A 24,363-nucleotide genomic window follows, 5' to 3' on the forward strand; every position below is an offset into this window, starting at 1 on the left:
ATGCCAACATCACCTTCCACTTCCAGCTGAGCAACCCGCCGCAGGCTGGCAGCACTACGACGCTGACCGTCGATGTGGATGGCGTGACGCGTACTGTCGCTATCGATGCTACCGGCAAAGGCACCCTCAACGTCGCGAATACCAACGGTGAAGATGTCTACACCGACGGCAGCACCGTGACTGTCGAAGTGACCGCTGTTAACGGTGGCAACTTCGAAGCGGTAGACCTGAGCAACGCCAGCGTTACGGCTGAAATCAAGGACACCGTCGACACCACCACTCTGTCGATCAGCGGCACCACGGCGGTAGCCGAGGGTAACAATGCGACCTACACGCTGAGCCTGACCAATCCAGCGAAGACCGATGTCACGGTCAAGCTGGTCTACTCGGGCAATGCCGCCGACGGCTCGGACTATACCGGTGTGGCCACTGTGGTGATCAAGGCCAATAGCTCGACCGCTGTCTTCACCATCCCGACCATCAAGGACACCAACACTGAAGGTACTGAGCACTTCACTGTCAAGATTGATTCGGCCACTGGCGGCAACTTCGAGAAGCTCGATATCAGCACCACTGCCGGTAGCGTGACTACCCAGATCTTCGAGCCGGCTCCGGTTCTGGACCTGGATGGCAACGACTCCAGCGGCAAGACCGGTGCCGATTACCAGACCACCTTCACCGAGAACCAGCCGGGCAGCGGTGTGTCGATCGGCGATGTGGACGTCACCATTACCGACTTCGACAGCTCGCAGCTCACTGGGGCAACGGTCATTCTGACCAACCGCCAGCCAGGCGACGCGCTGAACCTGGACAATAGTGTCAACGGCATCTCAATCAACACCAACAGCACTGAAGGCAAGGTCGTCCTGATTCTGAGCGGCAGTGCATCGCTGGCCGACTATATCCAGGCGATCAAGAACATCACCTTCATCAACAGTAGCGAGAACCCGAGCACCACGCCGCGCATCATCACCGTGACGGTAACCGACGGTGTGAACACCTCGAACACAGCCACGACTACGGTGAATGTCATTGCCGTCAACGATGCTCCGGTTACCACCGGCGGTGCCGTCAGCGGCGTCGAAGATACGCCGTTGGTGCTGACTTGGAGCGATTTCCACGTTTCCGACGTCGACAGCGCCTTGTCGAGCCTGGGCGTGACTTTCACGCAACTGCCCACAGCGGGCTCCCTGCAATTGTTCAACGGCACCGCCTGGGTCAGCGTTGCCCAGAACCAGACCGTCAGCCAGGCAGATATCGCAGCCGGTAACCTGCGCTTCGTACCGAAACTCAACGAGTCGGGGATCGACGGCTACGGCGGAACGGGAGTTGGCAACAAACAGGCCGATTACGCCCAGATCAAGTTCAAGCCTACCGACGGTATCGCAGCAGGTAACGAGGCGACCCTAAAGGTCGACATCAGCCCGGTTGCCGACAAGCCGACCTTGAGCTTCGGCAGCACCGATATCGAGTCCAAAGGCCTGACCAAAGAAGTCTGGAGCAAACTCAAAGGGCTGGGTACTAACGGCTATGGCATCACCGGCGAGGATCTGAAAACGGTCTTTGCCAATTCCGGCGACGCCAGCTCCAGTGGAACCACCACCAATGTGCAGTCCGATGGCAGTGTCACCGAGGGCACAGGCTCGAAAACCTCGGGCCTGATCTACCTGGAAGCCGGCAAGACCTACACCTTCAGCGGCACGGCCGACGACAGCTTCGTGGTCACCATTGGTGGCAAGACCGTGGTTACCGCAACCTGGGGTGCTAACGCCCAGTTCAGCGGAACCTTCGTGCCGAAAACCAGCGGCTACTACCCAATCGAGGTCTACCACGCCAACCAGGCCGGCCCTGGCAGCTATGACCTGAACATCCAGGCAGGTTCGGGGCCTGTCACTGACCTCAGCAGTTCGAACATCAAGATGTACCAGAACGTGACCGAGATGGCCAAAGCTGGCTTGGGCGTGTCCGACCTGCACACCGTGGATGGTCAGAGCTACTACGACGGCTACAAGCTTAACGAAGGGCCAGAAGGTGGCTCGGTCAAACTGGTCAGTATTTCCACTGCCCTGACCGACACTGACGGTTCCGAAAGCCTGAACGTAACGCTCAGCGGTATTCCGAAAGGCACCGTGTTGAGTGATGGTGCTGGTCATACGGTCACGGTAGGCACAGCGCCTGTGAATGTGACGGGCTGGACGCTTAGTGGTCTGACGCTGAAGCCGCCAACCTACTTCAAGGGTTCGTTCGACATCACTGTAACCTCGACGGCCACCGAACGCCTCGGTGGCTCCGACAGTGCCATCGACAAGATTACGGTGCAGGTCTACGAAGCGAATTACCGCCCTGATGTAGGTACTAAAGGTAGCGATACAATCAATGGCAGCGAAGGCAATGACATTATCGTCGCCGACATTTCAGGGCTGAACGTCGTTCCGGGTAAAAACTACAACATTGCTTTCATGGTCGACAGTTCCGGGAGTATGACTACCCAATCGGTCGCCGCTGCGAAAAATCAGTTGGCGTCTGTATTCCAGTCGCTCAAGAATAGCCTGGGTGCCGAATCGTCTGGAAAGGTGACCATTTTCCTTGCCGACTTCGATACCAAGGTCAACATGAACGTGGCGGTCAATCTTGCTGATCCGGACGCGTTGAGCAAACTTCAGAAGGTGCTTGACTCGATGGTGGGCGGTGAGCTCAACGGTGGCGGCACCAACTATGAAGATGTGTTCAAGGCAACTGCCAACTTCTTCAATAGCACCATTGCAACCAGCAATACCAAGGCCGAAAACCTGACGTACTTCATCACCGACGGCAAACCTACCTATTATCAGTCGGGAGAAAGAATCAACCCATGGCTGACCGGCGACAAGAATCTGGATGACCAGATTAACGTCAATAGCTATAAATTGGGTGATACCTATCACGAGATGATAGACCGCACGCATAGCCTTTATATCGACGGCGCGACCGGGCAGGCGTACGTATATACGTGGTCAGGCGACAAAGTCGTGGACTGGCGGAACCTTGGCACCCTCCATGCGCAGGGCGACGGGACTTATGAAACGTCTTCCCTTTCAGGGAACGGTACCGATGACAAACAGAACATGAAGGCCGCGGATGCAGGCTCCACCACAAGTTTCGACTACTTGGCTGAACTGTCAAAAGTCAAAGCCATCGGTATCAACAGTGGTGTTAGCCTGAACGACTTGAAAGCGTACGACAGTGAAGGCTCGCCGCAATCGGGCATCAAACCAGAGGAGCTGGCCAAGGCGATTCTCGGTCATACCGAGGCTACGTTACCAGGTGGCGACACTGTCAACGGAGGTAATGGTAACGACATTATCTTCGGTGACCTGATCACCCTCAACGGTGTCGTTACCGAGGGCTATCAAGCACTCAAGGACTACGTCGCTCAGAAGAGTGGTGTTGATGCAAGTGCGCTCGAGACGCGAAATGTTCACCAATACATCACCGAGCACTACACCGAGTTCGATATCTCCGGTGCCAACGATGGCAAGGACTTCCTGAATGGCGGCAATGGCAACGATATCCTCTTCGGCCAAGGTGGTATCGACCAGCTGGACGGTGGAAAAGGTAACGACATCCTGTTGGGCGGCAGTGGTGACGACGTCCTCATCGGTGGTCAGGGCGACGATATTCTGATCGGCGGGAGCGGTAAGGACACCTTCGTATGGAAGGCCGGTGATTATGGTAATGATGTAATCAAGGACTTCAAGTCTGCAGAGGGTGACCGAATCGACCTTAAGGACCTGCTTGGCCACGAGAGCGGTAAAACCATCGATAACTTCCTGAAGATGAGCTTCGCAGACGGCTCGACCACGCTGCAGATCAGCAGTGAGGGCAAGCTCAACACTACGGGCGGCCTCGCCAACGCCGATGTCACGATCAAACTGGAGGGAGTCAACTGGTCGAACGACACGATCAAGTCCTTGATCACTGGTAGCGACCCGCTGATCCGCATCGACAATAAGGACAGCTGACAAGGCCCATGCCTGCCGGGCGCGGTCTCTGTAGGAGGGGCCGCGTTAACCGGATATGGGCAGCGCTGGCCTTTCCCGCAACTCTGCGACAGCGCATACTCAGGCGCCGGGCCTGTATGCCTGGCGATCTTTACCTATGCTGCTGTCTACCAGCAAAGAACCAACGTGACGAGGGACACCGCCATGTTCTACGTGCAACGCGACGCCGCCGGCCAGTTGCTGCGGGTAGAAGCAGCCGCTTTTGACGAATTCACCGAAATACTCCCTGCCGACCACGCCGATATCCAGGAATGGTTTGCCGATGACCTCGTGGAAAACAGCCTCAACCAGCTCAAGCAAAGCGACCTGGACATGATCCGCGTGCTCGAGGACCTGATCGACGTGCTGACTGCCAAGGGTGTGTTCAAGATCACCGACCTGCCCGCCGGGGCGCAGGCCAAGCTGCTTAACCGGTCCACGGCGCGCAAGGCGCTGAGCAGCCTGAACAACCTCATCGATGAAGAAGAGCAGGGCGGCCTGATCTGATCGCGCAGCGCCCCAGCACCAGTGATATGGTTATTCTTTAACGGTATTTAAATTATTGCTCTTATGACTTTATAGTCATTTCCACTGCGTACCCGTCGACCAATCGATGCGCCGCACGACTTGAACCCACACGGGAAAACCCCGTGCGTTTCTGATCGTTGCGCGCCATCGACGTCGCGCACTGCGTGGGAGTGAAAAATGTCAGCCGCCTCGAACGCCTTGTCGACCATCGACAGCGCCCAGCCGCAAATCTTCGAAATCCGCCCGTTCGCCGGCGCCGTAGGCGCCGAGATAATAGGCCTGGACCTGGCCAAGCCGGTCAACGCCGAGGATTTCACGCGTATCCATCGTGCCCACCTCGACCACCATGTGCTGGTGTTCCGCGATCAGCGCATCAGCCCTGAACAGCAAATTGCCTTCAGCCGCCGTTTCGGCCAATTGCAGATCCATGTGCTCAAGCAGTTCCTGCTCGCAGGCCACCCCGAGATCCTGATCGTTTCCAACATCATCGAAGACGGTCGCAACATCGGCCTGGGTGATGCCGGCAAGTTCTGGCACTCGGACCTGTCGTACAAAGAGCTGCCAAGCCTCGGCTCCATGCTGCATGCCCAGGAGCTGCCCAGCGAAGGCGGCGACACCCTGTTCGCCGACATGCACAAGGCCTGGGACGCCGTACCCGCAGCCCTGCGTAAAGTGGTCGAGGGCCGCAGCGCCGCTCACTCCTACACCGCGCGTTATGCCGAGACCAAGTTCGAAGGCAACTGGCGCCCGACCCTGACCACCGAGCAGCTGGCGCAGGTACAGGAAGTCATTCACCCGGTGGTCCGCACCCATCCGGAAAACGGCCGCAAGGCACTGTTCGTCAGCGAAGGCTTCACCACCCGTATCGTCGGCCTGCCAGACGATGAAAGCCGCGATGTGCTGCAACAGCTGTATGCCCTGAGCGTGCTGGAACAGAATATCTACCGCCACCAGTGGCAGCCCCATGACCTGGTGTTCTGGGACAACCGCTCGCTGATCCATTTGGCCACCGGCTGCCCCGCACACCTGCGGCGCAAGCTGTACCGCACCACCATCCAGGGCGATGCCCCGTTCTGACGACTGAGGAAAACCATCATGCGCAAATCCATCAGCCGCCTGGCGGCAAGCATCGGCCTGGGCGCGAGCTTGGGTCTAGGCAGCCTGGCTGCCCCCGCCGTGGCCCAGGCCGAAGGCAAGATCCGCATCGCCGAGCAGTTCGGCATCGTCTACTTGTTGCTGAACGTGGTGCGTGACCAGCACCTGATCGAAAAACACGGCAAAGAGCAGGGCATCGACATCGAAGTTGACTGGGCTCAGTTGTCGGGTGGTTCGGCCATCAACGACGCATTGCTGTCTGGCTCGGTAGACATCGCCGGCGCTGGCGTCGGCCCGCTGCTCACCGTGTGGGATCGCACCAAGGGCCGGCAGAACGTGAAGGCGGTGGCCTCGCTGGGCAACTTCCCGTACTACCTGGTCAGCAGCAACCCCAACGTCAAGACCATCGCCGACATCTCCGACAAGGACCGCATCGCCGTACCCGCGGTAGGGGTTTCGGTGCAGTCGCGCTTCCTGCAGTACGCCTCCGCCCAGCAGTGGGGCGACAAGGAATACAACCGGCTCGACAAATACACCCTGGCTGTGCCGCACCCGGATGCCACCGCCGCGCTGCTGGCCGGCGGTACCGAGCTGAACGGGCACTTCTCCAACCCGCCGTTCCAGGACCAGGTGCTGGCCAACAAGGATGTGCACGTGGTGCTCAACAGCTATGACCTGCTCGGCCCCAACTCGCCGACCTTGCTGTTCGCCACCGAGAAGTTCCGCAAGGACAACCCCAAGACCTACAAGGCCTTCGTCGATGCCCTGGCCGAGGCTGCGGACTTTGCCCAGAAAGACAAGGCCGCCGCCGCTGACACCTACATCCGTGTGACCAAGGCCAAGATCGACCGCGACGCGCTGATAAAGCTGATCGACAACCCGCAATACGAATTCACCGTCACGCCAAAGAACACATACAAGCTGGCCGAGTTCCTTTACCGGGTAGGCGCCATCAAGCACAAGCCGGAATCGTGGAAGGACTATTTCTTCCAGGATGAACGCCCGCTGCAGGGGAGCTGATCGATCATGACCGCCCCATTGCCAGGCCACACGGCCAGCAACCTGAGCCGTGTCGCAACGCCGCCTTTGCTCAAGGTGGATAACCTCAGCCTCGAATACCGCACCGCGCAGCGCGTGGTGCGTGCCACCCACCAGGTCAGCTTCGAAGTCGATCGTGCCGACCGCTTCGTGCTGCTGGGGCCCTCCGGCTGCGGCAAGTCCACCTTGCTCAAGGCCGTGGCCGGGTTCATCCCGCCCCAGGAAGGGCAGATTCTGCTGCAGGGCCAGCCGGTTCGCGGCCCAGGCCCTGACCGCATCGTGGTGTTCCAGGAGTTCGACCAGCTGCCACCGTGGAAGACGGTGAAGCAGAACGTCATGTTCCCGCTGCTGGTATCTGGCCAGCTCAAGCGCGCCGAGGCCGAGGACCGTGCGCTGCATTACCTGGAAAAAGTCGGCCTTGCAGCCTTCGCCGATGCCTACCCGCATACCTTGTCGGGCGGCATGAAGGCACGCGTGGCGATTGCCCGGGCGTTGGCCACGCAGCCGAAGATCCTGCTGATGGACGAGCCGTTCGCCGCACTCGATGCGCTGACCCGGCGCAAGATGCAGGAAGAGCTGTTGCTGCTGTGGGAGGAGGTGCGTTTCACCCTGCTGTTCGTTACCCACTCCATCGAAGAGGCATTGGTGGTCGGCAATCGCATCCTGCTGCTGTCGCCACACCCAGGGCGGGTGCGTGCCGAAGTGCATAGCCACCAGTACGACCTGGGCAGCCTTGGCGGCAGCGATTTCCAGGCCAGTGCTCGACGTATCCATCGTTTGCTGTTCGACGAAGCGGATACCCCCGAGCAGCCGGATCAACTTGGCTTCAACGATATCCGCATCGCCTACTGACAGGAGCTTCAGCCATGACCACTACACCTGTACGCCAGGAATACGAGGTGCAGCTGGAGCCGCTGCTCAGTGTGCCTGTGGAACGACAACTACCGCTGGTGCAGCGCCTGTGGCAGCAAGGCTGGCTGCGCAAAGCGGTCATCTTGCTGGTGCTCGCGGTGCTGTGGGAGGCCGTCGCGCGCTACCAGGGTAACGACCTGCTGTTGCCGGGCTTCGTGCAAACCGCCGCGGCCTTGTGGGACGGCCTGATCAGCGGAGAGCTGCCGGCCAAGGTCGGCGTCTCGCTGGTGATTCTGCTTAAGGGTTATGTGCTCGGCATAGTGCTGGCCTTCGGCCTGACCAGCCTGGCGGTATCGACCCAACTGGGCCGGGACCTGCTGGGTACGCTGACCTCGATGTTCAACCCGTTGCCGGCCATTGCCCTGCTGCCGTTGGCCCTGCTGTGGTTCGGGCTGGGTGACAACAGCCTGATCTTCGTGCTGGTGCACTCGGTGCTATGGGCCTTGGCGCTGAATACCTATGCCGGCTTCCTCGGCGTGTCGGAAACGCTGCGCATGGCCGGTCGCAATTATGGCCTGAAGGGGCTGCGGCTGGTGCTGCACATCCTGGTGCCGGCAGCCTTGCCGTCGATCTTGTCGGGGTTGAAGATCGGCTGGGCATTTGCCTGGCGCACCCTGATCGCTGCCGAGCTGGTGTTCGGCGCCAGCAGTGGCAAAGGCGGGCTGGGCTGGTACATCTTCCAGAACCGCAACGAGCTGTATACCGACAAGGTGTTCGCCGGGTTGGCGGTGGTGATCCTGATCGGTTTGCTGGTGGAAGGGCTGGTGTTCAATACCCTGGAGCGGCTGACCGTGCGGCGCTGGGGAATGCAGCGCTGACCTGTACCGGCCCTATCGCCGGCAAGCCAGCTCCCACAGGTACTCACAGGGCTTGAGCCTCATGCGGTCGAGGTGGGAGCTGGCTTGCCGGCGATAGGGCCAGTACAGGCTACAAATTCTGGTACTGAGCAGCCGCATTGCTGAGGATCTTGCCAATCTCTTCGCGCAACCCCGCTGGCTGCTCCACCACCACCCCATCGCCATGGCTCAACAGCCACCAGCGCAACGGCCAGCCATCGCTCACCGTAGCCCGCACCCGGTGCCCATGCTCCAACGCCGTCAGCTGCATGTCGCTGCTCAACGGTGCATCCCGCAGTTGCCGGGCGAGCGCATCGCTGACCCACGCCACCAACTCTACCCCTTCACCATGAGCCGATTGCAACGCATCCCCCCGTAGATGCGTCAGCAAGTCGAAATTGCCGCGCAACTCACCCACGGCACTGGCCGACCAGTGCCAGCCGAACGGGATGCTCTTGTCATTGCGCTCCAGCGGAAAAATCAGCGAAAGCTCATTGAGGTCGCGCTCGACGGTGCGTTTGCTGACAGTGAAGCCCACGTCACGTAGACGCCAGACCAGCTCGGCGCTGGTGATGCCAGGGGAGCGGCTGGGCAGCTGGCGCAGCAGCGCCCACTGACGGCTGAGGGTGGCGCGAGTGGTGGCGAACGGCAAAAGATAACGTCCTTGTCTAGGCTTGCCGCAATAGGATGGCGGCACACGTGGGTCATGGCAATTGGCCACGGCCTGCTCAGATCAAGGAAGTCGCATTTGGTTGCCTGGTGCCGAATCGTTCGCGACAGGTTTTGACGTGACATCACGCAGAATCACGCCTCATCACAGCCGAAGGTTGGGGTTGTGCGTCGTTCAATGAGGATGAACATGTCTGCTGCCAGCAATATCCATTCGCTGCTCGCCCGTCTTCTACCCGAGCGGGTGATTGCCCCACCGGTCCCTGTCGGGAGGCGACAGCGGCTGTTTGTCGGGGTAGGGCTGCCCAATCAGCGCTCGTTGCTGGTCAACCGCCTGGACGAAGCCAGCGACGTGCAGGCGGTGTATGTCGATCTGCGCCGCCAAGCCTTGCAAGGCAACGTGGCGGCGCTGAATGACCTCGGCTGGATCTGGCTCAACGGCAAATACTGGCGTGCTGACACCGTGCTGGCGGGCCACCTGCTGCGCATGGCGGCCATGCAGGGCAATGCCGCGGCCTGGTTCAACCTCGGGCAGCAGCATTACTTCGGCAAAGGCATCGACATCTCCTACGTCCAGGCAGCAGAGTGCTACCGGCAGGCCTTCGAGCTGGGCCTGCTACATGCCGCCGCCGCGCTGGGTGACCTGTATGAGGAGGAGGTGTGCGATGGCAACCTGCAATGGCGGGTCGACCTGGTGCAGGCCTACCAGTGGTTCCTGCGCGGGGCGGAGCGGGGCGAGGCGCGCTGTCGTTTTGAAGTGGGTTATCGGTTGATGCACGGGTTGTATGTAGAGGCCGATCTCAAGGCCGCGCTGTACTGGCTGGAGTTGGCCGCAGCGGCAGGGGTGGTGCAGGCAGCCGAAGAACTGGCGGTGCATTTCAGCAGCCGTGACCCGATGCGCTACCAAGAGTGGCGGGACCGGGCGGTGCAGATGGGCAGCACACTGGCACTGACCATGAAGCTGGAAGACCAGATTCAGCCCTGAGCTTTCTGTTGCTGGTACTGGCCCTATCGCCGGCAAGCCAGCTCCCACAGGTACTGCACAGGGCTTGAGGCCTATGCGGTCGGGGTGGGAGCTGGCTTGCCGGCGATAGGGCCGGCACAGGCAAGGCAAAACCCCCAGCATGAACAACAATTCATCCATACCCGCCGTCGCCCCCTGTTGACGACAGGGGGAGGGCCAGGCGTATATTGATAGTTAGCAAACTATGAATATCCTTGGTTCCTTTCATGCCCCTTGATCTCCTGCGCCTGCAAGTCAGCAGCGGCATGGTGGTTGCCGCTCGCCATTGGCGGCGCATCTGCCACACCGCCCTGACTGGTTACGGCATCTCCGAGGCCTGCGCCGCGCCGCTGCTGATGATCGTGCGCCTGGGCGATGGCGTGCATCAGGTGGCCGTGGCCCAGGCTGCCGGCCTGGAAAGCCCGTCGCTGGTACGCCTGCTCGACCAACTGTGCAAGGCTGGCCTGGTATGCCGCAGCGAGGACCCGCTGGACCGCCGCGCCAAGGCCCTGAGCCTGACCGCCGAAGGCCGCACCCTGGCCGAAGCCATCGAAGCCGAGCTGGTGCGTCTGCGCCGCGATGTGCTGCACGGCATCGACAAGGCCGACCTGGAAGCCGCCTTGCGCGTGCTGCGCGCCTTCGAGGCTGCCGGCCTGGGTAGCACCGGTGGCCTGGCATGAACGGTTTCTTCAGCTCCGTCCCTCCGGCCCGCGACTGGTTCTACGGCGTGCGTACCTTCGCCGCCTCCATGATCGCCCTGTACATCGCCCTGCTCATGCAGTTGCCGCGCCCCTACTGGGCCATGGCCACGGTGTACATCGTCTCCAGCCCGTTCGTCGGCCCGACCAGCTCCAAGGCCCTGTACCGCGCCGTGGGCACGCTGCTCGGTGCCGGTGGTGCGATTTTCCTGGTACCGCCGCTGGTGCAGTCGCCGTTGCTGCTGAGCATCGCCATCGCCCTGTGGACCGGCACCTTGCTGTTCCTCTCGTTGAACCTGCGCACGGCCAACAACTACGTGTTGATGCTGGCTGGCTACACCCTGCCGATGATCGCCCTGGCGGTGGTCGACAACCCGCTGGCGGTATTCGACGTGGCCTCTTCCCGGGCCCAGGAAATCTGCCTGGGGATCGTCTGCGCGGCGGTGGTCGGTGCCATCTTCTGGCCACGCCGCCTGTCCCCGGTCGTGGTCGGTGCCACCAGCAACTGGTTCACCGAGGCGATCCGTTACAGCGACACCTATCTGGCCCGCCAGGCCAGCGCGGACCAGGTCGGTGGCAGGCGTGGGGCGATGGTTACCACCTTCAACTCGCTGGAGCTGATGATTGGCCAACTCGGCCACGAAGGCGCCGGCCCGCACACCTTGAAGAACGCCCGCGAGTTGCGCGGGCGGATGATCCACCTGCTGCCGGTGATCGACGCCCTCGACGATGCCCTGGTGGCCCTCGAAGGCCGCGCTCCGGCACAGTTCGCCCAGCTGCAGCCGCTGCTGGAGGCCGCCCGCGAATGGCTCAAGGGCACTGCCGATAGCGCCTCGGTAGCGCGCTGGGCGGCCCTGCACGAGCATATCGAGCGCTTGCAGCCCGGCGCCGCCGCCCTCGACCAACGCGCCGAATTGCTGTTGTCCAACGCCCTTTATCGCCTGACCGAATGGGCCGACCTGTGGCAGGACTGCTGCACCCTGCAACACGCCCTGCGCACCGACGACGCCAAGCCCTGGCGCGCGGTGTACCGCCACTGGCGCCTGGGCCGCCTGACGGCGTTCTTCGACCGCGGCCTGATGCTGTACTCGGTGGCCTCCACCGTACTGGCGATCATCGTCGCCTGTGGCTTGTGGATCGGCCTGGGCTGGAACGACGGCGCCAGTGCGGTGATTCTCGCCGCCGTGGCGTGCAGCTTCTTCGCCGCCATGGACGACCCGGCGCCGCAGATCTACAAGTTTTTCTTCTGGACGCTGCTGTCGGTCATCTTCTCCAGCCTGTACCTGTTCCTGGTGCTGCCCAACCTGCACGACTTCCCGATGCTGGTGCTGGCCTTCGCCGTGCCGTTCATCTGCGTCGGCACCCTGACCGTGCAGCCGCGCTTCTACCTGGGCACCTTGCTGACCATCGTCAACACCTCGACCTTCATCAGTATCCAGGGCGCCTACGACGCCGACTTCTTCACCTTCCTCAACTCCAACCTGGCGGGCCCCGTGGGCTTGCTGTTCGCCTTCATCTGGACCCTGGTCATGCGCCCGTTCGGCGTGGAGCTGGCGGCCAAGCGCATGACCCGCTTCGCCTGGCGCGACATCGTCGAAATGACCGAACCCGCCACCTTGGCCGAGCACCGCCAGGTGGGCGTGCAGATGCTCGACCGCCTGATGCAGCACTTGCCGCGCCTGTCGCAAACCGGCCAGGACAGCGGCGTGGCGCTACGCGACCTGCGTGTGGGGCTGAACCTGCTCGACCTGCTGGCCTACATGCCCCGCGCCGGCCAGCAGGCCCGCGAGCGGCTGCACACGGTGATCGAGGAAGTCGGCGCGCACTACGCCGCCTGCTTGCGTGCCGGCGAACGCCTGCATGCCCCGGCCGCGTTGCTGCGCAACATGGAGCGTGCGCGCCTGGCGCTGAACCTGGATGAGCTGTACGAGCGCGGCGATGCCCGCACCCACCTGCTGCATGCCCTGAGCGGCCTGCGCCTGGCCCTGCTGCCGGGTGTCGAGGTGATGCTCGAGCCAGCGGAACAACCGCAACTGCCCCCCGGCCTCGACGGAGCGCCCCTGTGATTGGTGAACTGGATATCAGCGGGGTGTTCCTGCCCACGCTGCTGGTGATGATGTTTGGCACCTACCTGCTGTTCCTGGGGGTGCACGCGGTGCTGGTGCGCCTGCATTTCTACCGCCTGGTCTGGCACCGGGCGTTGTTCAACGTTGCCCTGTATGCCGTGCTGCTTGGCGCGGTGGATCATTTTTGCCGAAACCTGATGCTGCCATGAAAAAACCTTTGCTGACCTTGGGCCGTGTGGTCCTGACCTTGCTGGTAGTGACCTTCGCCGCCGTGCTCGTGTGGCAGATGGTGGTGTACTACATGTTTGCCCCCTGGACCCGCGACGGTCACATTCGCGCCGACGTGATCCAGATCGCCCCGGACGTGTCCGGGCTGATCCAGAAGGTCGAGGTACGCGACAACCAGACCGTCAAGCGCGGCGACGTGCTGTTCACCATCGACCAGGACCGTTTCACCCTGGCCCTGCGCCAAGCCAAGGCCACCCTCGGCGAGCGCCAGGAAACCCTGGCCCAGGCCTCCCGCGAAGCACAGCGCAACCGCAAGCTGGGCAACCTGGTGGCTGCCGAGCAGTTGGAGGAAAGCCAGTCCCGCGAGGCCCGCGCCCGCTCGGCCGTCAGCGAGGCGCAGGTGGCAGTCGATACCGCCCAGCTCAACCTTGACCGCTCGGTGGTACGCAGCCCGGTAGATGGCTACCTGAACGACCGTGCGCCGCGTAACCACGAATTCGTCACCGCCGGCCGCCCGGTGCTGTCGGTGGTCGACAGTGCCTCGTACCACGTCGATGGCTACTTCGAAGAAACCAAGCTTGGCGGCATCCACATCGGCGATGCCGTGGATATCCGCGTGATGGGCGACAACACCCGCCTGCGCGGCCATGTGCAGAGCTTTGCCGCCGGCATCGAAGACCGCGACCGCAGCAGTGGTGCCAACCTGCTGCCCAACGTCAACCCGGCGTTCAGCTGGGTACGCCTGGCCCAGCGTATTCCGGTGCGCATCGCCTTTGACGAAGTGCCTGAGGACTTCCGCATGATCGCCGGGCGTACCGCCACGGTGTCGATCATCGAGGGCCAGCACCCATGAAACAGCTGATCCTGGCTGGCCTGTGCCTGTCGCTGGGGGCTTGCATGATGGTCGGCCCCGACTATGAGGTGCCGAAGGACGCGGCGGTGCAACGCAGCGACCTCAATGGCCCGCTGCGCCAGGATGCCGACAGCGTGGTCTCGGCGCCGGTGCCCGAGGACTGGTGGCAGCTGTATCAGGATCAACGGCTGAACGAGCTGGTGCGCCAGGCCCTGAGTGCCAATACCGAGCTGCGCGTAGCCGCGGCCAACATCGCCAAGGCCCGCGCCCAGGTCGAGGTGGCCGAGTCGCAAGGTGGCTTCAACGGTGGCGTCAAATTCGGCGCCCAGCGCTTGCAGGAGTCTGGCGAAGCCTTCCTGCTGCCCGAGAAGGTGCCGGTGGCCAACATTGGCGAGGCCATCATCAGCGCCTCGTACCAGTTCGACCTGTGGGGCACCTTCAAGCGCGGCACCGAGGCCGCCAAGGCCAATGCCGACGCGGTGCAGGCCGCTTCCGATACCGCGCGCATTACCCTGGTGGCGGATGTGGTCAAGGCCTACACCCAGGTGTGCTCGGCCAACGAGGAATACCACATCGCCCGCGAGTCGCTGGATTTGCAGGAGCAGAGCGTGAAGCTCAACCAGCGCCTGCGTGATGCCGGTCGTGGCGACGAAACCCAGGTCACCCGCTCGCAGACCCAGTTCAAGTCCTTGCGGGCCGAACTGCCGCGCTTCAAGGCTGAGCGCGAGACTGGCATGTACACCTTGGCTGCTTTGCTGGCCAAGCCGGTGGATCAACTGCCCGCCGGCACCGCCGATTGCGCCGAGCTGCCGCACCTGAACCAGCTGGTGCCGGTTGGCGATGGCGCGGCCCTGCTCAAACGCCGCCCCGACGTACGCCAGGCCGAACGCCAGCTGGCTGCCGCCACCGCGTACATCGGCGTTGCCACAGGTGCGCTGTACCCGGACATCAGCATCGGTGCCCAGGTTGGCACCATCGGTATCCTGGAGAATCTTGGCGAGCCTGCGACCAACCGCTGGGGCTTCGGCCCGCAAATCAGCTGGACCATCCCCACCAACGGCACCCGTGCCCGCATTCGCATGGCCGAAGCCTCTACGCAAGCAGCCTTGGCGAATTTCGACGGCGTGGTGCTGAACGCCATCCGCGAGACCCAGACCCGCCTGGCGCAATACAGCGCCCTGCTGGACCGGCGCGATGCGCTGGCCGAGGCGGAGAAGTCGGCCAAGGAAGCGGCAGACCAGACGCATCGCTACTACCAGGCGGGGCGCGAGTCGTTCCTGGCGGATTTGCAGGCGACGCGGACCTATACCGATATGCGTGCGCAACTGGCAGCGGCTAACAGCCAGGTGGCGTTAGGGCAGATTGGCGTGTTCCTGGCGCTCGGCGGAGGCTGGAAGGGCACCGCCAAGCCTTGAGGCCGCCAGTTCCCACAGGTGAATCACAGGTCTCGATAGCAGTGGAGTACCTGTGGGAGCTGGCTTGCCGGCGATCGAGGGCAAAGCCCTCGCCTAGGTTCTAGAGCTGTAAGACATTTCTGAACCTGCTGCCAATTGCTTCAGTTCTGAATCCATGTCGAATTATCCTACAGCCGCTGTCGAAAGGTGCTGACTTGGCTGGAATATGCTCTGGGAATAAGGTCCATGGGTCGCCTCGCAAGGCGATCGGGCGTGAGACACCCGGATTTCATTCGGTAGCACCGCTTTATGGCGGTCGTGTGCGGACAGGCTTCGGCCTGGCCGGGGTTACCGTATGTCCCGTGTCTCACACCGTGCACGACTGCCACCCAACTTCGTGAGACAAGGAGGAGAGCAGTTCAATCCACCATACGGAGTTCTGCCATGAATAAGCTTGTCCCCGATCCACCTGTTACCGATCTGCTTCTGCTCGACCCTCCCGCCCTTTCGCTAATCGACCCACTCACCCCCAAAGACTGCGAAGAGCTGATCAGCGCCCTCACCCTGACCATCGACCACACCACCACAGCCCTGCTCGACAACCCTCCTGGCGACATGCGCGATGCCATGGGAATGAACATTCGCTTGCTCTGTCGCCTGATCAACGCCGTGTGCGACCACACTCATGCAACCTGCCACGATCAAGGAGCAACCCGATGAGCGATGATCCGAGAGACTCTGCAACCGCAGGGGTGGAAACTTTCGACCTGTTCCGCCTGCAGCCCAATGTGCCGTTCAGCCATGCCTTTTCGCAGCTATCGGTTTTGCTCGGCTGTATCCGCCACCTGACCACCGAAGCGGAAATGGAAAATGACCGTGTTGCCGGCAGTGCAGCGCGGATACTCAGCGAGATGGCCAAGGCGCTGATCGATGATATGGAGCGAGGAATGAGCAAGGTTCTTCAATAGCCTTCAAGAACCTGGGGCCGCTGTGCGGCCCATCGCCGGCAAGCCAGCTCCCACAGGTTCCGGGCTGTCCCGCTTCATCTAATTTGTAGCAAGATTTTTCATGAAATCTGCCCGGCACCCTTGAGAGAAGCAAAGTGGGAGTGAACAATGTTCTCTTTCGCATTCCCTTCGAGATTGGCCATGAATACCCGTTCCCGTTTGCTTGCCTGGTTACCGGCGTTCTTGCTCGGCCCGGTGCTTGCGCTGTGCAGCACCCTGGCGCTGGCTGAAGCCCCCGCCGAGGCCAGCAAGGCCCTGCACCTGCTGGACTACATTGGCGCTGACTACCCGCCGACCGTGCAGGACGGCAAGGTGATCGACGCTGGCGAATACCGCGAGCAGCAGGAGTTCAGTGCGGTGTTGGCCGATCTGGTCAAAGGCCTGCCTGCGCATGCCGAACAAGCGGCTTTGCAACAGGGCGTGCAGGCGCTGCGCCAGGCCATCGACCAGCGTCAGGAAGGCGCGGCAGTCGCCAGGCAGGCACGCCAGCTGGGCGCACGCCTAGCAGTGGCCTACGAGGTCAGCCAGGCCCCGGTGATCACCCCGGACCCGGCCCGTGGCGCTTCGCTGTACGCGCAAAACTGCTCGATCTGCCATGGTGATACCGGCGCCGGCGATGGCCCGGCGGGCATCGGTCTGGAGCCTGCACCCGCCAACCTGCGCGATGTCTCGCGCCTTGACCAGTTGAGCCTGTTCGACCTCTACAACACCTTGGCCCTGGGCATCGACGGCACCGAGATGCCGTCCTTTGCCGACCAGCTGGACGACCGCCAGCGTTGGGATGTGGCTGCGTACATCGCCAGTTTCACCGCCAATCCGCAGGCCGCCAAAAGCGACAAGACCTGGAGCATCGCCGACCTGGCCCGCCAGACCCCGGCCGAAGTCGCCGCCAATGAAGGCACCGCGGCCGTGGAAGCATTCCGCGCCCAGCGTGCCCAGCCGCCGCAGGTCAAGCGTGGCCCGGCGCAATTGCTCGAATACACCGCCAGCACTTTGGACAAGAGCCTGGCGGCCTACCGCGCAGGTTACCACGACCAAGCCTATGACCTGTCGGTGGCGGCCTACCTGGAAGGCTTCGAACTGGTGGAAAGCTCGCTGGACAACATCGATACCCAGGCGCGCAAGGACACCGAAAAATCCCTTATGGCCTACCGCCAGTCACTGCAGGACGGCCTGCCGGTAGCCCAGGCCGAGCAACGCCTGGCCGAAGCCAAGGCCAAGCTCGAGCAGGCCGCCAAGCTGCTGGGCAGCGATGGTCTGAGCTGGTCGCTGAGCTATATCTCCGGTTTGTTGATCCTGCTGCGCGAAGGCCTCGAAGCGATTCTGGTACTGGCCGCGATCCTGGCGTTCCTGCGTAACACTGGCCAGCAATCGGCGGTGCGCAGCGTCAATATCGGCTGGGCGCTGGCGCTAGTCGCAGGTTTCGCCACCTGGGCCCTGGCGGCGTACGTGATCGACGTGGGTGGCGCTCAGCGTGAATTGCTCGAAGGCTGCACGGCGCTGTTCGCTGCGGTGATGGTGCTGTGGCTCGGTGTATGGATGCACGACCGCCGCCAAGCTGCTGCTTGGCAGGACTACATCAAGAGCAGCCTGGTCAGCGGCGGCGGGCGCTTCGGCTTTGCCATGCTGGCGTTCTTCTCGGTGTACCGCGAACTGTTCGAAGTGATTCTGTTCTACGAAACCCTGTGGCTGCAGGCAGGCCCTGCCGGGCACCAGGCGGTGTTGGCTGGTGGCGCCACGGCGCTGGTGTTGTTGGTGGGGTTGGCCTGGGTGATCCTGCGTGGTTCGGCCAAGCTACCGCTGTCGCTGTTCTTCAGCATCAACGCCGCGCTGCTTTGCGCACTGTCGGTGGTATTCGCCGGGCATGGCGTGAAGGCGCTGCAAGAAGCCGGGGTGCTTGGCACGCGGCCGGTGGCGTTCTTCGAGTTCGACTGGCTGGGGATTCATGCCGACGGCTACTCGCTGTCGGCGCAGGCGGTGGCCTTGGCGGCCATCGTGTTCCTGTATGGGCGCTCGCGCCTGGCAGAAAAGCGCAGGGCAACCGCCAACTGAAAGGGGCTGCATGGCAGCCCCTTGCAATCTTGGATCAGGCCGGTTGTGGCGCCTTGAGAATGTTCTGCAGCAGTTGAACGCTTTCGACGGCGTCATGACCCAGGCTGGTCAGGTAGCCGCCATCAGGCTGATCGGTCAGCCCCTTCTCATGCAGGCGTTGCGCCGCCGCGATCAGGGCGGGGGATGCGGTGCTGCTTATCTTGATGCCTTCCTGGCTGCTGTCGTGCTTGAACAGTGCGAGTACTTCCAGTTCAGCGATCAGATCGGGGGTAAAGGACATGGCGACTCCTGACTTCCAGACAAGGATGGCGGCACCGGTGGAGGTGCCTGAGCTTCGAGTGTAGCTGGGTTATTCGTCGTCGCCTTGACTCAACTCAGCAGGCAACTCAGGCAAAGCGCGCAGAGCGCTCTCATACCATTCCAGATTGAACGCCCGTTTTTCCGTCATCATGTTATAAACCTCGACCGCCAGCACCTGCCCCATCAGGGTCAGGATGTCCTGACGCTCGTAGCCGACCAAGGTCAGCTTGTTGAACGTCGCTTTGGCCGCAGGCGGATCTCCTGCTTCGATTTGGTTCTGGACGGCTTCAATTAGCGCTTCTCTGGCAAGCTCCCCATCATCATCGTCATCATAAAAATCGTCGTCGTATTCACTCATGGCAGATCTCCAATGTTCAGGTAAGTAGTGTGCCACGCCTGTGGCGGCAATGCCCGGGCATTGACGAGGCGCATGACGCTGGTCAGGGGCAGGCGTACGGTCTATAAAAGCCGGGCCAACCCCTTACGGCCTGGAGGCTGTCACCTCATGCTCAAGCTTCATGGATTCTCGGTCAGCAACTACTACAACATGGTCAAGCTGGCCCTGCTGGAAAAAGGCCTGCCTTTCGAGGAAATCACCTTCTATGGCGGCCAGGCGCCACAGGCGCTGGAAGTGAGCCCACGAGGCAAGGTGCCGGTGCTGCAGACCGAGCACGGCTTCCTCAGCGAAACCAGTGTGATCCTCGACTATATCGAGCAGACCCAGGGCGGCAAGGCCCTGCTGCCGGCTGATCCGTTCGGGCAGGCCAAGGTGCGTGAACTGCTCAAGGAAATCGAGCTGTATATCGAGCTGCCGGCACGTACCTGCTACGCCGAGTCGTTCTTTGGCATGTCGGTGGAGCCGCTGGTCAAGGAGAAGGCCCGGGCCGATCTGCTGGCCGGGTTTGCCACCCTCAAGCGCAATGGGCGTTTCGCACCCTATGTTGCGGGTGAGCAACTGACGCTGGCCGACCTGATGTTCTGCTTCTCGGTCGACCTGGCCTATGCCGTGGGCAAGAAGGTGCTGAACATCGACTTCCTGGCGGATTTCCCGCAAGCCAAGGCGTTGCTGCAGCTGATGGGCGAGAACCCGCACATGGCGCGGATCGTGGCGGACAAGGAGGCGGCGATGCCGGCCTTCATGGAGATTATTCGTAGCGGCAAGCGCTAAAAGCCTGGGGCTGCTTCGCAGCCCATCGCCGCGGTTCGTCGCCACGACAAGCCAGCTCCCACACCGACCGCATCGGTTTCAAGCCATGTGCAGTACCTGTGGGAGCGGGCGTGCCCGCGAACGAGGGCGAAGCCCTCGCCTTGGGGCTTAGCGAGACGCCAACAGGGCTTTGCCGCGAACGACGGCCGCACGCACCTGCGCCGGCGCCGTACCACCAATGTGGTCACGCGCATTCACCGAGCCTTCCAGGGTCAGCACGGCAAACACGTCCTGCTCGATCTGGTCGCTGAACTGGCGCAGTTCGTCCAGGCTCATCTCGGCCAGGTCCTTGCCAGTGTCCACACCATACTTAACCGCGTGGCCAACGATCTCGTGGCAGTCACGGAACGGCAGGCCACGGCGTACCAGGTAGTCGGCCAGGTCGGTAGCGGTGGAGAAACCACGCAGGGCCGCTTCACGCATGATGGCGTGCTTGGGCTTGATCGCCGGAATCATGTCGGCGAAGGCGCGCAGCGAATCGCGCAGGGTGTCGGCGGCGTCGAACAGCGGTTCCTTGTCTTCCTGGTTGTCCTTGTTGTAGGCCAGCGGCTGGCCTTTCATCAGGGTCAGCAGGCCGGTCAGGGCGCCGAACACACGGCCGGTCTTGCCACGTACCAGCTCTGGCACGTCGGGGTTCTTTTTCTGCGGCATGATCGAGCTGCCGGTGCAGAAGCGGTCAGGCAGGTCGATGAACTGGAACTGCGCACTGGTCCACAGCACCAGCTCTTCGGAGAAGCGCGACAGGTGCATCATCGCCACACTGGCCGCCGCGCAGAATTCGATGGCGAAGTCACGGTCCGACACGCCGTCCAGCGAGTTGCCGGCCACGGCCTCGAAGCCCAGCAGCTTGCAGGTCAGTTCGCGGTCGATCGGGTAGGTGGTACCGGCCAGCGCGGCGCTGCCCAGGGGCATGCGGTTGGTGCGCTTGCGGCAGTCGACCAGGCGCTCGTAGTCGCGGCTGAGCATTTCGAACCAGGCCAGCAGGTGGTGGCCGAAGGTAACCGGCTGCGCCGTCTGCAAATGGGTGAAGCCGGGCATGATGGTTTCGGCTTCACGCTCGGCCTGCTCCAGCAGGCCCTGCTGCAGGCGGGTGATTTCGGCCAGGATCAGGTCGATCTCGTCGCGCAGCCACAGGCGGATGTCGGTGGCCACCTGGTCGTTGCGGCTACGGCCGGTGTGCAGCTTCTTGCCGGTGATACCGATGCGGTCGGTCAGGCGTGCCTCGATGTTCATGTGCACGTCTTCGAGGTCGACACGCCAGTCGAAGTTGCCCGCCTCGATCTCGCCCTGGATGGTCTTCAGGCCATCGATGATGGTGTCGCGCTCGGCATCGCTGAGCACGCCGACCTGCGCCAGCATGGTGGCATGGGCGATCGAACCCATGATGTCGTGGCGGTACAGGCGCTTGTCGAAATCGACCGAGGCGGTGAAACGGGCGACGAAGGCGTCGACGGGCTCACTGAAGCGGCCGCCCCAGGACTGATTGGTCTTGTCGGTGCTCATGGATTCACTCATTGCAGGCGTGAACGAAAAAGTGGCACCGATGATAGCAGGGTTGGGCTGGCTGCCGCAGGGCGCCGGTCGAGAGAAATGCCCGGAAAACGGCAGAGACGGATTTCAAGGAATGAACGGCAGTGTTCCACGGACCGTCTACAGTTGGACAGAAGACTGGCAGTGAATCTGCCGGCCGAGTGAATCTTTGGCCATCGCACCGGTCTAGAGCGTGACCGCAGTGTCGCTCGAACCACACCTGTCTACGCTATACCTGTGCGAGACTCATTCAGGAATCCAGCGCAATTATGAATGTCCTGATCGTTGATGACGAACCCCAAGGCCGTGAACGCCTCAGCCGGCTGCTCGGCGAACTGGAGGGTTATACCGTGCTGGAGCCTAGCGCCACCAACGGCGATGAGGCCCTGACGCTGATCGAAAGCCTCAAGCCCGATGTGGTCCTGCTGGACATCGGCATGCCAGGCCTGGATGGCCTGCAGGTGGCCGCTCGCCTGTGCGAGCGCGAGGCACCGCCGGCGGTAGTGTTTTGCACCGGCGACGATGAATACGGTGCCGAGGCCTTCAAGGACAGCACCCTCAGCCATGTGACCAAACCCTTCCACGCCCAGGCGCTGCGCGATGCCTTGCGCAAGGCCGAAAAACCCAACCGTGCCCAGTTGGCGGCGCTCACCCGGCCGGCCAATGAAGGTGGCGGCCCACGCAGCCACATCAGTGCCCGCACGCGCAAAGGCATCGAGCTGATCCCTTTGCCCCAGGTGATCTACTTCATTGCCGACCACAAGTACGTGACCTTGCGCCACGAGGCCGGGGAAGTGCTGCTCGACGAGCCGCTCAAGGCCCTGGAAGACGAGTTTGGCGAACGCTTCGTGCGTATCCACCGCAACGCGCTGGTTGCCCGTGAACGTATCGAACGCCTGCAGCGTACCCCGCTGGGGCATTTTCAGCTGTACCTGAAGGGCCTGGACGGTGATGCCTTGACTGTCAGCCGGCGCCATGTGGCCGGTGTGCGCAAGATGATGCAGACCCTCTGAACCTGTATCGGCCCAATCGCTGGCAAGCCAGCTCCCACAGGTACAGCGCCTACCTTGAACCGTGCAGGGTTCCTGTGGGAGCTGGCTTGCCGGCGATTAGGCCGGTACAGGCAAGCACAGGATCCTGATCCACATCTGCAAGCGATACCGGCGATGCTGTTATCATCGGCGGCATTTCTCTGGATCGGGGCGTTCCATGTCCACTCGCGAAATCCGCATTGCCACCCGTAAAAGTGCCTTGGCCCTGTGGCAGGCCGAATACGTCAAAGCCCGCCTCGAGCAGGCGCACCCCGGTTTGCTGGTGACCCTGGTGCCCATGGTCAGCCGTGGCGACAAGCTGCTCGACGCGCCGCTGGCGAAAATCGGCGGCAAGGGCCTGTTCGTCAAGGAACTGGAAACCGCCCTGCTGGACAATGAAGCCGACATCGCCGTGCACTCGATGAAGGACGTGCCCATGGACTTCCCCGAGGGCCTGGGCTTGTACTGTATCTGCGAACGCGAAGACCCGCGCGATGCCTTCGTGTCCAACCGCTTCGCCAGCCTCGACGCGCTGCCGGCCGGCAGTATCGTCGGCACCTCCAGCCTGCGCCGCCAGGCCCAGCTGCTGGCGCGCCGCCCTGACCTGCAAATCCGCTTCCTGCGTGGCAATGTCAACACCCGCCTGGCCAAGCTGGATGCCGGTGAGTACGACGCCATCATCCTGGCCGCCGCCGGCCTGATCCGCCTGGGCTTCGAAGACCGCATCACCTCCACCATCAGCGTCGATGACAGCCTGCCGGCTGGCGGCCAGGGTGCGGTGGGCATCGAGTGCCGCAGCGCCGATCAACAGATCCACGCACTGCTGGCGCCGCTGCACCATGCCGACACCGCCGACCGGGTGGTGGCCGAACGCGCCCTGAACAAGCGTCTGAATGGCGGCTGCCAGGTGCCGATTGCCTGCTACGCGGTACTTGAAGGTGACCAGCTGTGGCTGCGCGGCCTGGTCGGCCAGCCCAGCGGCGGTACCCTGTTGCTGGCCGATGCGCGCGCCCCCCGCGCGGCAGCGGAGACCTTGGGTGTACAGGTGGCCGAGGACCTGCTTGGCCAGGGCGCCGAGGCCATTCTCAAGGAAGTCTACGGCGAGGCCGGCCACCCGTGAGCCAATGGCGCCTGCTGCTGACCCGGCCTGCCGAGGACTGCGCGGCATTGGCGCAAAGCCTGGCGGCGGCAGGGGTGGGCAGCAGTTGCCTGCCGCTGCTGGCGATAGAGCCCGTCGCCTTGGGCGATCGGCAACGCCCATTGCTGAAGGGCCTGCCTGGCTTCCAGGCGATCATCGTGGTCAGCAAGCCAGCTGCCAGGTTGTTGCTTGAACACCTTGCCCAGGCCAGCTTGCAGCCGCCACGGCAAGGCTGGTTCACCGTTGGCGAGGCCACTGCAGCGGTGCTGCAGGGCGCGGGCCTGGTGGTGAGCTTCCCGCCGCGTGGCGATGACAGCGAAGCTTTGCTGGCGCTGCCGGCCCTGCGGCAGGCGGTTGCCGTGCCTGCGCCGCGTATCTTGATCGTGCGTGGCGTCGGAGGTCGCGAACTGCTGGCAGAGCGTCTTGCAGAGCAAGGTGCTAGTGTCGATTATCTGGAACTGTATCGACGCTGTCTGCCGGCTTACCCGGCGGGCACCCTGATGCGCCGCATCGAAGCGGAACGCCTCAATGGCCTGGTGGTCAGCAGTGGGCAGGGGTTCGAACATTTGCAGCAGATGGCTGGTGCCGATTGGCCCCTGGTGGCGCGTCTGCCGCTGTTCGTGCCCAGCCCGCGGGTCGCCGATCAGGCCCGGGCCGCCGGGGCCCAACAGGTTTTGGATTGCCGTGGCGCCAGTGCCGCGGCCTTGCTGGCAGCCGTGCAGCGCAGCGCTGCACCTGCCTCTTAAGGCGCTAAGCTGA

At 62.6% G+C, this 24,363-nt stretch carries 23 protein-coding genes; 19 read left to right on the forward strand and 4 right to left on the reverse strand.

Going from position 1 to position 24,363, the window contains the following annotated elements; all coding sequences use genetic code 11:
* The 6 genes from MJ643_RS23825 to MJ643_RS23850 form a co-directional block, all read left to right on the forward strand.
* Positions 1–4,001: immunoglobulin-like domain-containing protein (locus tag MJ643_RS23825; protein ID WP_348773346.1), on the forward strand; the 4,001-nt coding region annotated here is incomplete at its 5' end.
* Positions 4,002–4,184: 183 nt separating this feature from the next.
* The gene (locus tag MJ643_RS23830) at positions 4,185–4,526 is read left to right on the forward strand and encodes a hypothetical protein (protein WP_013970364.1); all 342 of its coding nucleotides are present in this window, start codon (positions 4,185–4,187) and stop codon (positions 4,524–4,526) included.
* A 198-nt stretch (positions 4,527–4,724) separates the two neighbouring features.
* Positions 4,725–5,624 (forward strand): TauD/TfdA family dioxygenase, encoded by a 900-nt coding sequence (locus MJ643_RS23835; RefSeq protein WP_013970365.1) that lies wholly within the window; start codon positions 4,725–4,727, stop codon positions 5,622–5,624.
* An 18-nt stretch (positions 5,625–5,642) separates the two neighbouring features.
* Positions 5,643–6,662 (forward strand): ABC transporter substrate-binding protein, encoded by a 1,020-nt coding sequence (locus MJ643_RS23840; protein ID WP_013970366.1) that lies wholly within the window; start codon positions 5,643–5,645, stop codon positions 6,660–6,662.
* Between the two features lie 6 nt (positions 6,663–6,668).
* Positions 6,669–7,532, forward strand: a complete 864-nt coding sequence (locus tag MJ643_RS23845) for an ABC transporter ATP-binding protein (protein WP_013970367.1) — start codon at positions 6,669–6,671, stop codon at positions 7,530–7,532.
* Between the two features lie 14 nt (positions 7,533–7,546).
* The gene (locus MJ643_RS23850; protein WP_013970368.1) at positions 7,547–8,410 is read left to right on the forward strand and encodes an ABC transporter permease; all 864 of its coding nucleotides are present in this window, start codon (positions 7,547–7,549) and stop codon (positions 8,408–8,410) included.
* A gap of 109 nt (positions 8,411–8,519) precedes the next feature.
* Here MJ643_RS23850 and MJ643_RS23855 read toward each other — a convergent pair whose 3' ends face one another.
* A complete protein-coding gene (locus MJ643_RS23855; RefSeq protein ID WP_013970369.1) occupies positions 8,520–9,080 on the reverse strand; it encodes a WYL domain-containing protein in 561 nt (186 codons plus the stop codon).
* A 207-nt stretch (positions 9,081–9,287) separates the two neighbouring features.
* On the opposite strand from MJ643_RS23855, the gene MJ643_RS23860 reads away from it, so the two are divergent.
* From MJ643_RS23860 to MJ643_RS23900, 9 genes are all read left to right on the forward strand, one after another.
* A complete protein-coding gene (locus MJ643_RS23860; RefSeq protein ID WP_024087968.1) occupies positions 9,288–10,082 on the forward strand; it encodes a tetratricopeptide repeat protein in 795 nt (264 codons plus the stop codon).
* A 245-nt stretch (positions 10,083–10,327) separates the two neighbouring features.
* The gene (locus MJ643_RS23865; protein ID WP_013970371.1) at positions 10,328–10,780 is read left to right on the forward strand and encodes a MarR family transcriptional regulator; all 453 of its coding nucleotides are present in this window, start codon (positions 10,328–10,330) and stop codon (positions 10,778–10,780) included.
* Positions 10,777–12,864 carry an FUSC family protein gene (locus MJ643_RS23870; RefSeq protein WP_013970372.1) on the forward strand — a complete coding sequence of 696 codons (2,088 nt, stop codon included), beginning with the start codon at positions 10,777–10,779 and terminating at the stop codon, positions 12,862–12,864. Before MJ643_RS23865 ends, MJ643_RS23870 begins: the two co-directional genes overlap by 4 nt.
* Positions 12,861–13,073 carry a DUF1656 domain-containing protein gene (locus MJ643_RS23875; protein ID WP_003255905.1) on the forward strand — a complete coding sequence of 71 codons (213 nt, stop codon included), beginning with the start codon at positions 12,861–12,863 and terminating at the stop codon, positions 13,071–13,073. The genes MJ643_RS23870 and MJ643_RS23875 overlap by 4 nt, the downstream gene beginning before the upstream one ends.
* On the forward strand, positions 13,070–13,945 hold the full coding sequence (locus MJ643_RS23880) for an HlyD family secretion protein (RefSeq protein WP_013970373.1): 876 nt from the start codon (positions 13,070–13,072) through the stop codon (positions 13,943–13,945). Before MJ643_RS23875 ends, MJ643_RS23880 begins: the two co-directional genes overlap by 4 nt.
* Entirely contained in the window at positions 13,942–15,360 is a 1,419-nt protein-coding gene (locus MJ643_RS23885; RefSeq protein WP_013970374.1) for an efflux transporter outer membrane subunit, read from the forward strand. Before MJ643_RS23880 ends, MJ643_RS23885 begins: the two co-directional genes overlap by 4 nt.
* 423 nt (positions 15,361–15,783) lie before the next feature.
* Positions 15,784–16,059, forward strand: a complete 276-nt coding sequence (locus MJ643_RS23890; RefSeq protein WP_013970375.1) for a hypothetical protein — start codon at positions 15,784–15,786, stop codon at positions 16,057–16,059.
* Complete coding sequence (locus tag MJ643_RS23895; RefSeq protein ID WP_024087969.1) at positions 16,056–16,307, forward strand: DUF3077 domain-containing protein; 252 nt, start codon at positions 16,056–16,058, stop codon at positions 16,305–16,307. Before MJ643_RS23890 ends, MJ643_RS23895 begins: the two co-directional genes overlap by 4 nt.
* A 147-nt stretch (positions 16,308–16,454) precedes the next feature.
* Positions 16,455–18,398, forward strand: coding sequence for an FTR1 family protein (locus MJ643_RS23900; protein ID WP_169775081.1), 1,944 nt, complete (start codon positions 16,455–16,457; stop codon positions 18,396–18,398).
* A gap of 34 nt (positions 18,399–18,432) precedes the next feature.
* Here the strand turns inward: MJ643_RS23900 and MJ643_RS23905 are convergent, their stop codons facing one another.
* Positions 18,433–18,678, reverse strand: a complete 246-nt coding sequence (locus MJ643_RS23905) for a TIGR02647 family protein (RefSeq protein WP_013970378.1) — start codon at positions 18,676–18,678, stop codon at positions 18,433–18,435.
* Between the two features lie 69 nt (positions 18,679–18,747).
* Positions 18,748–19,056: a hypothetical protein gene (locus tag MJ643_RS23910; protein WP_013970379.1), complete on the reverse strand. Its 309-nt coding sequence runs from the start codon at positions 19,054–19,056 to the stop codon at positions 18,748–18,750.
* A gap of 147 nt (positions 19,057–19,203) precedes the next feature.
* Here MJ643_RS23910 and MJ643_RS23915 point away from each other — a divergent pair, with 147 nt between their 5' ends.
* Positions 19,204–19,866, forward strand: coding sequence for a glutathione S-transferase (locus MJ643_RS23915; RefSeq protein ID WP_013970380.1), 663 nt, complete (start codon positions 19,204–19,206; stop codon positions 19,864–19,866).
* A gap of 147 nt (positions 19,867–20,013) precedes the next feature.
* On the opposite strand, the gene argH is transcribed toward MJ643_RS23915, so the two are convergent.
* Complete coding sequence (argH, locus tag MJ643_RS23920) at positions 20,014–21,408, reverse strand: argininosuccinate lyase (protein ID WP_024087971.1); 1,395 nt, start codon at positions 21,406–21,408, stop codon at positions 20,014–20,016.
* Between the two features lie 296 nt (positions 21,409–21,704).
* On the opposite strand from argH, the gene MJ643_RS23925 reads away from it, so the two are divergent.
* The 3 genes from MJ643_RS23925 (at position 21,705) to MJ643_RS23935 (ending at position 24,350) form a co-directional block, all read left to right on the forward strand.
* Complete coding sequence (locus tag MJ643_RS23925) at positions 21,705–22,448, forward strand: LytTR family DNA-binding domain-containing protein (RefSeq protein ID WP_013970382.1); 744 nt, start codon at positions 21,705–21,707, stop codon at positions 22,446–22,448.
* 196 nt (positions 22,449–22,644) lie between these two features.
* Positions 22,645–23,586 (forward strand): hydroxymethylbilane synthase, encoded by a 942-nt coding sequence (gene hemC / locus MJ643_RS23930; protein ID WP_013970383.1) that lies wholly within the window; start codon positions 22,645–22,647, stop codon positions 23,584–23,586.
* The gene (locus tag MJ643_RS23935; protein ID WP_013970384.1) at positions 23,583–24,350 is read left to right on the forward strand and encodes a uroporphyrinogen-III synthase; all 768 of its coding nucleotides are present in this window, start codon (positions 23,583–23,585) and stop codon (positions 24,348–24,350) included. The genes hemC and MJ643_RS23935 overlap by 4 nt, the downstream gene beginning before the upstream one ends.
* Positions 24,351–24,363 lie beyond the last annotated feature (13 nt).

The organism is Pseudomonas sp. PNPG3 (assembly GCF_023093815.1).
Classification (GTDB): Bacteria; Pseudomonadota; Gammaproteobacteria; order Pseudomonadales; family Pseudomonadaceae; genus Aquipseudomonas; species Aquipseudomonas asiatica.